This is a genomic window from Paenibacillus agricola (genome assembly GCF_011440305.1).
In the GTDB taxonomy this organism is placed as follows: Bacteria; Bacillota; Bacilli; order Paenibacillales; family NBRC-103111; genus Paenibacillus_S; species Paenibacillus_S agricola.
This window is the reverse complement of record NZ_JAAOIW010000001.1, coordinates 514,344-528,208: the sequence shown is the minus strand read 5'-3', so window position 1 is coordinate 528,208 and position 13,865 is coordinate 514,344. Positions and strand designations below refer to the sequence as shown.

The following is a 13,865-nucleotide window of genomic DNA, read 5'->3' as shown; positions in this document are numbered from 1 at the left end:
TTGTTGAATACAAATCTTGAGCGATCTGGCTTGGAGGTAGGTTCTATGGGCAAAATGAATATTTCCAACGATACAATGCTGGGCTTATTTGCTGAGATGGTCTTGGATGAATCCATTCGTAAGTATAAGGAGCATTATTTGTACAAAGAGATTGATTTGGCTTTGGCCAAGGGAGATGAAGTGACTTTCCTAGCCCTCACCACAGAACTGAAATCGCTCTATACACTTGGAAATAACGATGCCCCTTAGAGTCTAAATGATGGCAACTTTTCGAAAGCATGTGAAGCTTATTCATATGCTTCTTTTTTTGTGCTAAAGTAAGTGGATGCGATAGGAGGAATCCATATGAAATTTAGTGATGTTAACGAGAAGAGCTGGGATGACTTGCGTCCCTATGTGGATACATGCCTGCTGCCTGTAACAGGATTAACCGGAAACGAGCTTCCGTGGGAAGCAACTTGTGCACTGGAAGATCTGCGGGATGCCTTGGATTTATTTGAAATTCCCTTTAAAGGCAGGGTTCTTACATACCCGGCGCTTCATTATTTAAAAGGGGGCGATAACATGGAGCAAATCAACGCGCTGTGCGCACAGCTTAAAGGCAGTGGATTTAAGTATGTAATTACGGTAAGCGCGAAGGCAGAATTGGAAGGAGTGCTCGCTGAATGCGATGCCGATTTATCCTTCACCCTATCCCCTCAAACCTTGACGGAATCGTTACCTGTCGAAAAAAAACGGATAGCCGAACAGCTGATGCAATTATGGACAAGCAACAACGAATAACATCTCATGTATGAGCGGTGGCAATTTTGTTAATTCTATGTATACGGCTTTCCGTTTACGTTGTATGCGCAGATGTGACAAATTCGTTAAAAGTTACTGTAATGACAAGCTTTGAAGCTTTGAAATTGGGGGCAATATTCTTGACGCACCCTAACTCGTAAGCTATTATTAGTAATGTCCTAGTATGCGTGGTTAAGTAATGTCGAACGACATGATATATGTTGTATGAGGGGGTAGAATACGAGTGAGTGAGCACAATAATCAGGATGAGCATCATCAAGGAGGAACGGCGGTTAAACGTCGCGAGATGTCACGTCGACAGTTTCTTTCTTATACCCTTGGTGGAGCTACAGCATTCATGGGCGCTGGAATGATTGTTCCTATGCTTCGTTTTGCTGTTGATCCTGTCCTTCAACCGAAGACAGAAGCCGCTTGGGTAAAGGTAGTAGAGGAAACGAAAATTACGGAAACACCTGCATCTTTCAAATTTAAAGTCCATCAAGTAGATGGTTGGTGGGAAAGTGACCCGGAGCTGGAAGCTTGGATATCCAAAGACAAGGCGGGCAATATTTTTGCTTTGAATCCAACCTGTAAGCACTTGGGATGTACAGTTGACTGGAATTCAAATCCGGCCTTTAAAGATCAATACTATTGTCCTTGCCATGGCGCACACTATACGGCTGACGGAAAAAATCTTGCAGTTGCCCCATTGCCTTTGGACCAATACGAACTGAAGACGGAAAATGGCTTTGTGTATGTAGGTCAGCTCGGTCCGAACAAAAGGGCACAATAAGGAGGCGTAACATCAGATGTTTAAAAGTATGTATAACTGGATTGATGAACGTCTTGATATCACGCCGATGTGGAGGGATGTGGCCGACCACGAGGTTCCGGAGCACGTTAATCCGGCGCATCACTTTTCCGCATTCGTGTATTGCTTTGGTGGATTGACGTTTTTTATCACGGTTATTCAAATCCTATCGGGTATGTTCTTGACGATGTATTATGTTCCAGACATAATCAATGCCTATGCAAGCGTTGATTATTTGCAGCATAAGGTTGCTTTCGGAGTTATTGTACGTGGTATGCATCACTGGGGAGCCAGCTTGGTTATCGTCATGATGTTCCTACATACTCTGCGTGTATTTTTTACAGGGTCCTACAAAGCTCCTCGTGAAATGAACTGGGTAGTGGGAGTGCTGATTTTCCTTGTCATGCTAGGTCTTGGGTTTACCGGATACCTATTGCCATGGGATAATAAAGCATACTTTGCCACACAAGTAGGTATTAAGATTGCTGCTTCTGCACCATATATTGGCGAATACATTAAAGTTTTCTTGCAAGGCGGCGAAATCGTTGGTGCACAAACATTAACTCGTTTCTTTGCCCTTCATGTATTTTTCTTGCCTGGTGCATTGCTTGCCCTAATTGGGGGACATTTCTTTATGATTCGTAAGCAAGGAATTTCCGGTCCGTTATAGAAGGAGGTGTGAACAGTGGCACATGGTCACGATTCTGACGAAAAGATTGTTTATGTAGGCGATTCACGAATACGCTCCAAAACATCACGTTTAACACAACCTGATTACTCGGCTTTTCCGGGTAAATCAGAAGTATTTATTCCTAACTTCCTATTGAAGGAATGGATGGTTGCGGTTGTTGCGATGGTAGGCATATTGGTGCTGGTTATGACCGAGGCTGCTCCACTTGGTTATCCGGCAGACCCAACAAATACCCAATTTATCCCAATGCCTGACTGGTATTTCTTATTTATGTACCAATTACTGAAATACCCTTATGCGTCTGATCAATTCGTCGTGTTCGGGACTGTTATTGTTCCTGGTATTTTGTTCGGTTCTTTGATGCTTGTGCCTTTTCTGGATACAGGCAAAGAAAGACGTTTCTACAGACGTCCTATTACATCAACGCTGATGATGTTATCGTTGGTAGCCATTACTTACTTAACCGTAGTATCATGGACGCATTACCAGCATGAGTTGACGGAAAAAAACATTATCCCTGAGCATATTAAACGCGAAGAAGAGATGCATGCAGCCAAAAGTGCAGGTCTTCCAGCGCCAAGTACGAAGAAAACAGCAGGTGCCGCTATCGTTGCAGCCGATGATCCTGGTGCAGAGATTTATAAGAAAGCAACTTGCGTTACCTGTCATGGTGCGGAGCTGAAAGGAATTCCTGCTTCAGGTATTCCGGCACTTCGTGGTGTAGGCGACAAGCATAACCAAGAAGCGATCTTAGGCATTATTAGCAAAGGTATCGGTAACATGGGTCCTCAACATGATGACAATATTAAAAAAGGTTTAACCGAAGCGGATTTGACCAAATTAGCTGAATGGCTAAGCAAACAAAAATCGTAACAAATCCAGGACCTGGCCATCAGTAGTATGGCCAGGTTCTTTTTCAAACCTATTATCCTCAAATTTGTACGGGAGGAACTAACTTGCTGACTCTTACGTTTCGGACCTATTTCTCAAAAGCTTTTTTATCGAGCAGATTTATGCTTTGGTCTCTATTCTGGGTCAATTTGCTCGGGACGATCTATGGGTATTACTGGTATTGGGATCAACTTGTACTCACAACCGAGTCGATGTCTCCTGGCTATTTAATATTCGTACCCGACAGCCCGACGGCAAGCCTCTTCTTTACAGGGGTGATCGCTTATTTGTTGTTTGATTCTTATCAGAAACCAAAGCGCAGTTCTCTACAGGCAACCGGGTGGTTTCGTGGCCTGATTGAAGCGCTAGCTGTTATCACTTCGTTTAAGTACGGGATCTGGGCGGTAACAATGATTTGGGCGGGTGCCTATCAGGGGGATTCGGTTAACTGGCAGGATTGGATGCTGACGGTATCTCATCTGGGCATGGCAGCTGAAGCCTTATTATATTTGCGGTTGTATACATATCGAGTGAATGCGATTATTGTAGCAGCGCTCTGGACGTTATTAAACGATTATATGGATTATGGAATGGGGTTGTTTCCATGGCTACCGGCTTCATTGGATGATGATTTAACCATTGTTGCTGCGTTTACGATACAGCTTAGCTTTATCAGTATCATTCTCTCTTGGGTGATGCTTCAAGTTCGCAAGCTTTTGGATAAAAGAAAGGTATAAAAGTGGACATCCCCCCATACGATGAGCATAGATGATACTGACGGAGTAAGTTTTGCTAAAGCAAAACTAAGTATCGCTTACGAAGTAAGTTTTTCTTCGAAAACTTTCAGGGAGGGATATCCATGTGGTTGAACAACAAAGTAAAAACGAGGAGCTTTATCTTAACCCTACTGATCAGTGTACAATTACTTGCTGGCTGTTCATTAGGACAAAAGCCCGTAGAACAAGCTGCTCCACCAAAGCCAGCGCAAGACCAATTGCAAAAGCTAGAATTACTAAACCAAACCGCCGATGACATGTATAAAAAAGTCATGCAGGGAGATTTAGCGGGTGGACGAGCTGCACTTCAACAGCTGAGCGAACAAATTCCGCAAATCCGTTATGAAGGCATCACAACACTTGAAGGCCTGAATGCACTGACCACGACCATTACTCAAAGTAAACGTGTATTTAATGCCGTTAACTTGTCCCCAGAAGAGGGACAAGTCTCTGTAGCGACGATTCGCTTGGCGACCGATGCCTTAACACATCCGCGTGAGCCTATGTGGATTCAGCATTATAGGCTGCTGCAGGACGATTTGGAGCAAATGGAGCGTTCCATGCATGCCCAGAATAAGCCTGAGTTGTTAGCGGCGGACGCTAAATTCCGTCAGCATATTGCCGTGCTCCACCCCAGCCTGCTTATAAGCCGGGATCCCATTGAGATAGAAAAACTGGATTCTCTCGTATTATTTATAAGTGATCAGGTCCGTTCGGAGCAAGAGCTATATAAGCAAATCTTGAATGTAATGCCCAGCCTGCGGCATACGATTGATGTGTTATTTTTGAAGAAAGAGGCAACTGCTTACTTACCGATTATCGATGACCATAACCCAATTTTGTGGACACTTGTGATGGGTACGATTATTTTGACTGTGCTAAGCTTTGTAGCTTGGCGTCTTTCCAAAAAGGATGGTGGAGTCATCACCATACGCAAAAGCCTTGAAGAGTAAAATAGCTTATTCCGGCTTGAAGCCTTCTCCCAATACGTCATGAACCTCGTTAATAATGATAAAGGCGCGAGGGTCGACGGAACGGACCAAGTCTTTGAGCCTTTTTAATTCTTGTCGGTAAACCACACAGTAGACGATGTTTTTTGGATTTTTCGAGAAACCGCCGAATGCAGGAATCATGGTAGCTCCCCGGTCGGTGTGCAAGGTGATGGCATGGACGACTTGCTCGGCATGATCGGAAATAATCATAAACGCATGCGCGGCGTAAGCACCCTCAATGATAATGTCAATCACTTTACTTGTGATGAAAACGGCTACGAATGTATACAAAATTTGTTCCTTAGGTAAAAAAAAGATCGCTGAGCCAATAACCAATACATCAATTAGCAAAATAATTTGCCCCATGCTCCAGCCCCTCCATTTCTGGACAATTCGCGCGATAATATCTGTGCCTCCTGTTGTTCCCCCATAACGAAATACGATGCCGAGTCCAATTCCTAACGTAAGTCCCGCATAGGCTGTAACGAGAAAATAATCTTGCTCCGTCTTAAAAGGAACGAGCCAGCCTCTATGTATGATCCATTCCATCATCCAAAGAAAGCCTGTGAGAGAAGCAGTTCCGAAAATTGTATACAGCATGGACTGCCTGCCAAAGATTTTCCAGCCGATTAAAAAAAGTGGAATGTTGGTTATCAAAGTGGTGATGGAGAGGGGGATATGAAAAATATAATTAAGCATCAGGGCGATTCCAGTAATTCCACCTTCCATTAACTGGTTTGGGATAATAAAATAATGCAAACCAAAGGCGTAAATAGCAGTTCCCAGCCAAATTGGGAACAAAGTCTGCAATCGCTCTCTAATCAATTTGTACATAGAGTTCATCTCCTTAGAGTTTTCGAAGAAAACTAGCATTGAAAGCATAACTGAGTTTTCGCAGAAACTGGCGTCGAAAGCATTCAAGTGACTGCTTTCATTTAGTATGCCTAATTCTAACCCAAAAAAAATTTGTCATCCTACGACGTTTGCGATAACATAGTAAAAAGGGTTTTGTACTATAGGCATTCAGCAATAATGAACCCTTTAAGATAGGTATATTCATAATAAGGTTGGTGATGGTCTTTCGATGACACAACGGACGCTTGCGGAACTGCAGCAGGAAGTAGACCAATATATATCGCAGTTTAAGGAAGGCTATTTCAGCCCTATGTCTATGCTGGCTCGGATGTCAGAAGAGGTGGGCGAGTTAGCCCGTGAGGTCAATCACCAGTTTGGCGAAAAGCCCAAAAAATCCTCGGAAGCAGACAACTCCATTGAGTTGGAGCTGGGCGATATTTTATTTATAACGATTTGTTTTGCCAATTCGTTGGGGCTTGATTTGACGGAGGCGCATAATAAAATTATGGAGAAGTTTCGGACTCGGGACGCCGACCGGTGGACCAAAATAAACACCGATGGCGACTGAAAAACATATGCTGTACCATCGAGTATGTTTATGAGCAGGCATAATGCCAAGCTTTAGAAGTGCGGTGAATAACTTTTGGAGTGGCCGTGTGTTCTGGAGATAGTAATATCCCAACTATACAGCGGTTACTTATTACTGCACATTTAGGCTAATGCTCATAAGTTAGTGTGCTCGGATAACTCTAAGGAGGATGGGCAGCATGGATGGGGAAGAGCAAATTAAGAAGGCTTATGAAGCTATATTGATGCATGACTTTGAGCAGGCGGTGGAATGGTTCGGGCAGGCTATAGCAATCAGTCCCAATAATGCTGTTTTTCATTATAAATTATCCATTACATGTGCTCGAAGCAATAAGCTTTCCAAAGCCATTGAACATGCCAGCAAGGCAGTTATGCTTGATAGCACGGAGTCACAGTTTCGGTTGCATTTACAGCACCTGCAGGCTAGAGAATTGATCGTGCAAGCTGAAGCTTATTTCACAGAATCTGAAGTGGAGCTTTGGCGAGCGATTGGCTTATTAAAGCAAGCTATTCGTTTGGATTCGATAAACATAGAGGCATTTATACTATTAGCGCATGGATACTCCTTACTTAAGTTGTATAATGAGGCTATCGACGCCATCTATGAATGCTTAAAGCTAGATCCCCAGCACGAAATCGGCCAGCGCCTGCTATTGGAATATCAACAGCATCTTAAGTGAGCATATAGCCATAAATAAGGCAAGAGAAGAAAGGATCGAATAGAGGATGAGTAAGATTCGAGTTGCCGTAGCTGGTGCAAATGGCCGTATGGGCCGTGAGGTTGTAAAAATGGTGTTGGAAGATAGTGGACTTGAGTTGGTAGCAGCGATAGGAAGGTCTACTGGCCATGAAGTCGATGCAGGTAGAATGGTAGGCTTGGAGCCTTGTGGCATTAAGATAAGCAATGATTTGGAGCTAGCCCTGGTGGAAGGCAAGCCGGATGTATTGGTTGATTTCACGACGCCTCATTCCGTAGTAGCAAATACCGCTTTAGCGATCAAATATAAAGTGCGTCCTGTCATCGGGACAACAGGATTCACACCTGAGGATATTGAAATATTTGATAGGCAATGTAAGGAGCAAGGAATTGGAGGTATTATCGCTCCCAATTTTTCAATCGGAGCGATTCTTATGATGAAATTTGCCGCTCAGGCAGCTAAGTATATGCCAAATCTGGAAATTATTGAGTATCATGGCGACCAAAAGCTGGATGCCCCTTCAGGTACAGCGATCAAAACCGCTGAGCTGATTTCCCAAAGCCGCGAAGAAGTTAGACAAGGCAACCCCAATGAAACGGAAACCATTGAAGGTGCTCGCGGCGGCTTATATAATGGATTTAGGATACATAGTGTTCGGCTTCCTGGCGTATTTGCTCAGCAAGAGGTTATTTTCGGAGCATTCGGTCAAACTCTGAAAATTCGCCATGATTCCTACGATCGGGCAGGTTATATGCCGGGAGTTAAGGTTGCGGTGAATAAAGTAATGGAACTGACAGGTATTGTTTATGGATTTGAACATTTTATAGATTAATCAGTGTAGATAAGATAAATGTGAAGCCATATGGAGGAGTAAAAGCGAGATGAACATAGCATTAATAGCACATGATCGCAAAAAAGACGAAATGGTTAATTTTATTATTGCTTATGAGACGGTTTTTGAGAATCATCTGCTTTATGCAACGGGAACAACAGGCACTCGAATTATGGAGAGCACCAAGCTGCAAATCCACTGCTTTATGTCGGGACCACTTGGCGGCGATCAACAGATTGGCGCTATGGTGGCGACCAATGAAATGGATTTGATCATTTTCTTGCGTGATCCGCTGATGGCTCAACCCCATGAGCCGGATATTATTGCATTGCTTCGTCTTTGTGATGTACAAGGCATTCCATGCGCCACCAACATTGCGACAGCTGAAATTTTGGTCAAAGCATTGGATCGCGGTGATTTTGCCTGGAGAGAGCTTGTCCATAAATATAAACCAGGTGAAATGTAATGAGTGGACATCTGGATTTGTTGGTTTTTGGCGCACACCCGGATGATGCCGAAATCGGCATGGGTGGTACCATTTGTAAGCACACAGCAGCAGGCCAGCGTGTTGGTATTTGTGATTTGACCTACGCGGAGATGTCCTCGAATGGCACAGTAGACATTCGCCAGAACGAAGCGCAAGCGGCTTCTGGAGTGTTGGGCTTGGCAGAGAGAACCAATCTCGGCCTGCCTGACCGAGGTTTATGGATCAATGAGGCCAACGTTAAGGCGATAACATTAGAAATCCGTAAGCACAAGCCACGAATAGTATTCGCTCCTTATTGGGAGGATCGGCATCCGGATCATATTGCGTGCAGCAGGCTGGTACAAGAAGCTGTATTTAATGCCAAGCTTCGCCGGTATGATCCTGATACTGAAGCGCATACCGTAGAAGAGCTTTATTTTTATTTTATTAATGATATTTATGAATCGGATTTATTGGTCGATATTACGGGCGTCCATGAGCTTAAGATGCAAGCCTTACAGGCTTACCGTACGCAATTTGAGAGTGTAGGCACAAACAATGATTTTGTGAAAACGCCACTGAACCAAGGCTATCTGGAGCGAATTGAAGCTAAGGATCGGATGCTGGGCCAAAAGCGGATGGTTGCTTATGCGGAAGGGTTTGTTAGCAAGGTACCCTATTTGATTGAAAAATTTTAGCAGGACACCGGGCTCTTGATAAATACTCATTAGAAACAGGCAACGGAGGAAGTCTTATGAAGGAACGTCTTAAAATCGGTATTACCTGTTATCCGACATTGGGCGGTTCAGGTGTTGTAGCGACTGAGCTGGGTAAGCTGCTTGCCGAAAAGGGGCATGAGGTGCATTTTATTACACATAGTATGCCTTTTCGTTTAGGTAAATTTGACCGAAATATTTTTTATCATGAAGTCGAGGTCAATGACTATTATGTGTTTAAATATCCGCCATACGATTTATCGCTGGCAAGCAAGCTGGCTCAGGTTGTCCAACTCGAAGAGCTTGACCTGCTCCATGTCCATTATGCGATTCCCCATGCTGTTTGTGCATTGTTGGCCAAGCAGATGGTTGGTGATAAATTGAAGGTTGTAACGACTTTGCATGGTACAGATATAACGGTGCTCGCACAAGATGAATCCCTGAGTGACCTGATCCGCTATGCGATTAACCAAAGTGATGCTGTAACTGCGGTGTCAAAGGATTTAATTGAAGAAACTAGAAGGCTGCTTAATATAGAGAAGCATATCGATTTGGCCTATAATTTTGTGGATAAAAGGGTCTATTTCCCAAGAGAAGTCACGGATCTCCGTAAAGAATTCGCCCAGCCTGATGAAAAAATATTAATTCATATTTCCAACTTTCGTCCGGTGAAGCGAGTGACGGATGTTGTGGAGATATTCCATCGCGTCGCTCAGGAAATTCCTTGCCGATTGTTATTTGTTGGTGAAGGCCCCGAGTTATCTAAAGTATTATGCCGAGTTAAAGAGCTCGGATTATTAGACCGCGTTACCTTCTGTGGCAAGCAGGATGACGTAGCCCAGCTGTTATCATTGTCTGATGTAATGTTATTGCCATCAGAGAAGGAGAGCTTTGGTCTGGTTGCGCTAGAAGCAATGGCATGTGGCGTTCCTACCGTCGCATCCAATACAGGGGGTATCCCTGAGCTGATCGTCCATGGCGAGTCCGGCTTTCTCGCGGATATTGGTGATGTTGAGCAAATGGCTCACTATACGAAGCAGTTACTAACAGACAAACCTTTGTATGAAAAAATCGTGGAGGCGTGTTTATATCGGGCACGATTCACATTTTGTAATGATGTGATTACTAGGCAATATGAAGAAATTTATTATCGGGTGCTCGGATTGCCGATTCCTGATGAGCTCAAACTAAAACCATTAAATTGTTAAGCTGGCTGATGGAACGGGTCAGATAGATGGGCTGGAGTTAGGTGGACCCTATGAAAACAAAGCTGGAGCAAGGTGCGTTAAAGGTTTTACAAAAGTTAACTCAGCAAGGCTTCCAAGCTTACCTGGTTGGTGGCTGTGTCCGTGATCAGCAATTACGTCGCGCTGTCAAGGATTATGATATTGCGACTTCTGCACATCCTGCCCAGGTCGTGGAGCTATTCGAGCGAACGATTCCTACCGGTCTACAGCATGGTACTGTATCGGTCATAATGGATGGGAACCTTTACGAGGTGACGACTTTTCGCAAGGAAGCTGATTATGAGCAGTTTCGACGTCCTGCTGAGGTAGAATTTATCGACAGCTTAGAGGAGGATCTTAAGCGTCGTGATTTTACCATGAATGCTATGGCACTGGATGCTGCAGGCATGCTGATTGACCCGTTTGGCGGGCTAGCGGATTTGGCGCAAGGCAGCTTGCGCTGTGTAGGAAATGCCAGCGAACGGTTTACGGAGGATGCCTTGCGTATGCTGCGTTGTATCCGGTTTTCTTCCGAATATGAGCTGCAGATCGAAGGCGGCACCTGGCAGGCCTTATGCAAGCATGCTTCGCTGCTAAAGCATATCGCACTGGAGCGGGTGCGGATGGAGCTGGAGCGAATGATCGCTGGAGCGAATCCGCTTAAAGCTATCGGCTTGCTGGCCGCCAGCGGTATGCTGCTCGAGGCGAAGCAGCCATTAAGGCTTGCACAGTTAGACAGGCTACGGACTGCTGAGCCGATCAATCAGCTTAAAGCGCCAACCGAGCGATGGAGCTTTCTATATATCGCAATGGGTATGAATGCTTCAGAGACAGAAGCGGATATGCGTTCACTAACGTTCTCCAAGGCGCAGATAAAAGCCGTCTGTGCGGTGGTAGCCGCTGCCTATAAGCTGGTTGATGCTGCCGCGGATGTTGATCTTCTTAACAGAGTTAACAGGCATGAGCTCTCATTAGAGCATGAGCTGGAGCCGATATGGAAACGGACAGTGCTGCGCTATGGCAAAGAAGCTCTTCAGCTGCTTGGCAAAGTGTTGGCGGTAGATCCCAAAGTCTTGGAACATTTGTCCCTACCGTCTCAAGTCGTCTCCTTGTTCATCCAACATGGAGAAGCATGGCTGAATGAGCTCGAAATAGACCGTTTGGAGCAGCTTCGGGTGGATGGCAAGCAGCTGTTAACTCATATTCATCATGCACCAGGACCATGGCTTGCTGAGGTTTTGCAATTTTTACTGCATGAAGTCGCCCTTGGACGGCTTTCCAATGAGACGGATGCGCTAATTGCTGAAGCTGTGATGTTCGTAGAAAACTCTAAATCGTCAGAGAGTGGTACACAGCATGAATATTAATGAACAATTAATTCGTTTATTCATAGAAAGCCCGGATGTATTTCTTTCGGGCGAAGAGCTAAGCCAGAAGATGAATTGCAGCCGAACGGCGGTTTGGAAACATATCGAGCGGCTCCGTATGGAGGGTTATGTTTTTGAAGCCGTGTCCCGCAAAGGCTACCGCTTTATTAGCAAGCCGGACAAGCTGGACATTGAGCAGCTAACAGCCAAGCTCCAGACGACCATAGTAGGCAGGTCGATCCTCTATTACGATGAGGTAGAATCAACCAATACTGTAGCCCATTCCTTAGTGCTGGAAGGTGCGGCAGAGGGAACCCTTGTCATCGCCGAGCACCAAACAAGCGGCCGCGGCAGAATGGGTCGTAAGTGGTATTCACCCAAAGGTAAGGGGTTATGGATGAGCTTAGTCTTGAAGCCGCGTATACCACTGCAACTTGCGCCACAGCTGACGTTGCTGGTAGCTGTGGCTTTATGCCGTTCCATACGCAAGCTAACCGCGATTGATGCAGGTATTAAATGGCCGAATGACCTGCTGGTCGACGGCAAAAAAATAAGCGGGATTTTGCTCGAATCCAGCGCAGATGAAGAAAAGCTGCAGCATGTTATTGCTGGTGTCGGGATTAGTGTGAATCTAGACCCAGATGACTTTCCTGAAGAGATCAAGGATGTGGCCACTTCCTTGTCCATTCAGGCGGGCAGCAAGATAGACCGCGCGGAGCTGCTATGCCAATTTTTGCTAGAGCTTGAAGGTTTATACGAGCTTTATCAAGAGCAGGGATTTGCACCGATTAAAATGCTCTGGGAAGCGCTCAATGTCTCGATAGGCTGCACAGTTCGCCAACAAAGCAATAAAGGGCTTATAGAGGGTATTGCTGAGGGCATTGATGACCATGGCGCCTTAGTCGTCCGACTTGCGGATGGGACTTTAACCAAATGGTATTCCAGCAATGTCGAATTTGGTTCCAGATAATAAGATCGCCATAAATGTGGATGAAATGTGAAAAGAAAAACTGTTCCTCTTAAATAAATTTTGTTATAATAAAGCGAACAGAGGCGATATCCTAACCGAATTGCACTCTTTAACCGCTTTGTGCAGGCAACAATGAAATATGGATAATTATTAACTTCATAGCTAGTTGAAATATGTCGGATTCTGCTCTGAGCCTAACGGACCGAGACAGAAGGATCATATGTGAGCAATCATGTGACCTTTTTGCCTTCCCTTGGCTTAAAGGTTTTTTTGTATAGTTTTTTTGTGAAGATTGGTGCAAGCTAACGTTTAGAAAAGAGGGTGTGAAATGGAAAAGCGAAGGGCAAATACGACCACAAAGTTTAAAAAGATGAAAGAAAGCGGCATTCCGATTTCGATGATTACCGCTTATGATTACCCATCGGCACTTCTTGCTGAGGAAGCGGGAATTGATGCGATCCTTGTTGGCGATTCCTTGGGCAATGTCGTTTTGGGCTATGAATCGACCATTCCTGTTACCATTGAGGATATGATCTATCACACAAGGTCTGTAGTGCGTGCAGCGACCTCAACCTTTGTCGTAACAGATCTCCCCTTTATGACCTACCATGGCAGCACGGATATGACGCTGCGTAATGCGGCGCGTATTATGCAGGAGGGGCTTGCTACCGCCGTTAAAATGGAGGGCGGCTTAGAGATTATCGAGTCCGTACAAGCCTGTACAAGGGCAGGTATACCGGTTATGGGACATATTGGTCTGACGCCCCAATCGATTCATCAAATTGGCGGCTATAAAATCCAAGGCAAGAGCTCGGAGCAAGCAAATAGGCTGATTGAGGAGGCCAAAGGCCTAGAGCAAGCGGGGGCTTTCGCCATCGTGCTAGAGCTGGTTACGGAGGAGCTCGCTGCCTATATTACCGAGCAATTGTCCATTCCTACTATTGGCATTGGGGCCGGCCCGCGTTGTGATGGGCAGGTGCTGGTGTTCCATGATGCAATGGGCTACGGCTCGGATATCGCTCCCAAAAAATTCGTCAAGGCTTATGCAGATATTGGCAATGACATTCGTAGCGGCTTAAAGCAATATGTAGCCGAAGTGAAAGCACGCAGCTTCCCAACACAGGAGCAAGCGTTCCACATGGATGATGTGCTGGCTGCTGGCTTGTATGGAAATCAAGGAATTAACAAAAAGTAGCTCATAGC

At 45.0% G+C, this 13,865-nt stretch carries 17 protein-coding genes; 16 read left to right on the top strand and 1 reads right to left on the bottom strand.

Annotation, left to right across the window (positions count from 1 at the left end; genetic code table 11):
* From G9U52_RS02530 to G9U52_RS02500, 7 genes are all read left to right on the top strand, one after another.
* Complete coding sequence (locus G9U52_RS02530) at window positions 1-249, top strand: IDEAL domain-containing protein (protein WP_375790215.1); 249 nt, start codon at window positions 1-3, stop codon at window positions 247-249.
* A gap of 96 nt (window positions 250-345) precedes the next feature.
* A complete protein-coding gene (locus G9U52_RS02525; RefSeq protein WP_166145658.1) occupies window positions 346-783 on the top strand; it encodes a DUF2487 family protein in 438 nt (145 codons plus the stop codon).
* A 244-nt stretch (window positions 784-1,027) separates the two neighbouring features.
* Complete coding sequence (locus tag G9U52_RS02520) at window positions 1,028-1,576, top strand: Rieske (2Fe-2S) protein (protein ID WP_375790214.1); 549 nt, start codon at window positions 1,028-1,030, stop codon at window positions 1,574-1,576.
* A gap of 16 nt (window positions 1,577-1,592) precedes the next feature.
* A complete protein-coding gene (gene qcrB, locus G9U52_RS02515) occupies window positions 1,593-2,264 on the top strand; it encodes a menaquinol-cytochrome c reductase cytochrome b subunit (protein WP_166145655.1) in 672 nt (223 codons plus the stop codon).
* A gap of 15 nt (window positions 2,265-2,279) precedes the next feature.
* Window positions 2,280-3,158, top strand: coding sequence for a menaquinol-cytochrome c reductase cytochrome b/c subunit (locus tag G9U52_RS02510; RefSeq protein WP_166145652.1), 879 nt, complete (start codon window positions 2,280-2,282; stop codon window positions 3,156-3,158).
* Between the two features lie 83 nt (window positions 3,159-3,241).
* Window positions 3,242-3,913: a DUF1405 domain-containing protein gene (locus G9U52_RS02505; RefSeq protein WP_375790213.1), complete on the top strand. Its 672-nt coding sequence runs from the start codon at window positions 3,242-3,244 to the stop codon at window positions 3,911-3,913.
* Between the two features lie 122 nt (window positions 3,914-4,035).
* Window positions 4,036-4,905 carry a sporulation protein YpjB gene (locus G9U52_RS02500; protein WP_207952751.1) on the top strand — a complete coding sequence of 290 codons (870 nt, stop codon included), beginning with the start codon at window positions 4,036-4,038 and terminating at the stop codon, window positions 4,903-4,905.
* 6 nt (window positions 4,906-4,911) lie between these two features.
* Here G9U52_RS02500 and G9U52_RS02495 read toward each other — a convergent pair whose 3' ends face one another.
* Complete coding sequence (locus G9U52_RS02495; RefSeq protein WP_166145649.1) at window positions 4,912-5,778, bottom strand: YitT family protein; 867 nt, start codon at window positions 5,776-5,778, stop codon at window positions 4,912-4,914.
* 250 nt (window positions 5,779-6,028) lie between these two features.
* On the opposite strand from G9U52_RS02495, the gene G9U52_RS02490 reads away from it, so the two are divergent.
* The 9 genes from G9U52_RS02490 to panB all read left to right on the top strand — a co-directional run bounded on the left by G9U52_RS02490 (window position 6,029) and on the right by panB (window position 13,857).
* Window positions 6,029-6,367 (top strand): nucleotide pyrophosphohydrolase, encoded by a 339-nt coding sequence (locus G9U52_RS02490; protein WP_166145646.1) that lies wholly within the window; start codon window positions 6,029-6,031, stop codon window positions 6,365-6,367.
* Between the two features lie 199 nt (window positions 6,368-6,566).
* On the top strand, window positions 6,567-7,067 hold the full coding sequence (locus tag G9U52_RS02485) for a tetratricopeptide repeat protein (RefSeq protein WP_166145643.1): 501 nt from the start codon (window positions 6,567-6,569) through the stop codon (window positions 7,065-7,067).
* Window positions 7,068-7,113: 46 nt separating this feature from the next.
* Window positions 7,114-7,917: a 4-hydroxy-tetrahydrodipicolinate reductase gene (gene dapB, locus G9U52_RS02480; RefSeq protein ID WP_166145640.1), complete on the top strand. Its 804-nt coding sequence runs from the start codon at window positions 7,114-7,116 to the stop codon at window positions 7,915-7,917.
* 49 nt (window positions 7,918-7,966) lie between these two features.
* On the top strand, window positions 7,967-8,383 hold the full coding sequence (locus G9U52_RS02475) for a methylglyoxal synthase (RefSeq protein ID WP_166145637.1): 417 nt from the start codon (window positions 7,967-7,969) through the stop codon (window positions 8,381-8,383).
* Window positions 8,383-9,081 carry a bacillithiol biosynthesis deacetylase BshB1 gene (bshB1, locus tag G9U52_RS02470; RefSeq protein ID WP_166145635.1) on the top strand — a complete coding sequence of 233 codons (699 nt, stop codon included), beginning with the start codon at window positions 8,383-8,385 and terminating at the stop codon, window positions 9,079-9,081. Before G9U52_RS02475 ends, bshB1 begins: the two co-directional genes overlap by 1 nt.
* A 56-nt stretch (window positions 9,082-9,137) precedes the next feature.
* On the top strand, window positions 9,138-10,307 hold the full coding sequence (gene bshA / locus G9U52_RS02465) for an N-acetyl-alpha-D-glucosaminyl L-malate synthase BshA (RefSeq protein ID WP_166145632.1): 1,170 nt from the start codon (window positions 9,138-9,140) through the stop codon (window positions 10,305-10,307).
* Window positions 10,308-10,357: 50 nt separating this feature from the next.
* Window positions 10,358-11,692 carry a CCA tRNA nucleotidyltransferase gene (locus G9U52_RS02460; RefSeq protein WP_166145629.1) on the top strand — a complete coding sequence of 445 codons (1,335 nt, stop codon included), beginning with the start codon at window positions 10,358-10,360 and terminating at the stop codon, window positions 11,690-11,692.
* Window positions 11,682-12,662 carry a biotin--[acetyl-CoA-carboxylase] ligase gene (locus G9U52_RS02455; protein ID WP_166145626.1) on the top strand — a complete coding sequence of 327 codons (981 nt, stop codon included), beginning with the start codon at window positions 11,682-11,684 and terminating at the stop codon, window positions 12,660-12,662. The genes G9U52_RS02460 and G9U52_RS02455 overlap by 11 nt, the downstream gene beginning before the upstream one ends.
* Before the next feature lie 328 nt (window positions 12,663-12,990).
* On the top strand, window positions 12,991-13,857 hold the full coding sequence (gene panB, locus G9U52_RS02450; RefSeq protein WP_166145623.1) for a 3-methyl-2-oxobutanoate hydroxymethyltransferase: 867 nt from the start codon (window positions 12,991-12,993) through the stop codon (window positions 13,855-13,857).
* Window positions 13,858-13,865: the final 8 nt, after the last annotated feature.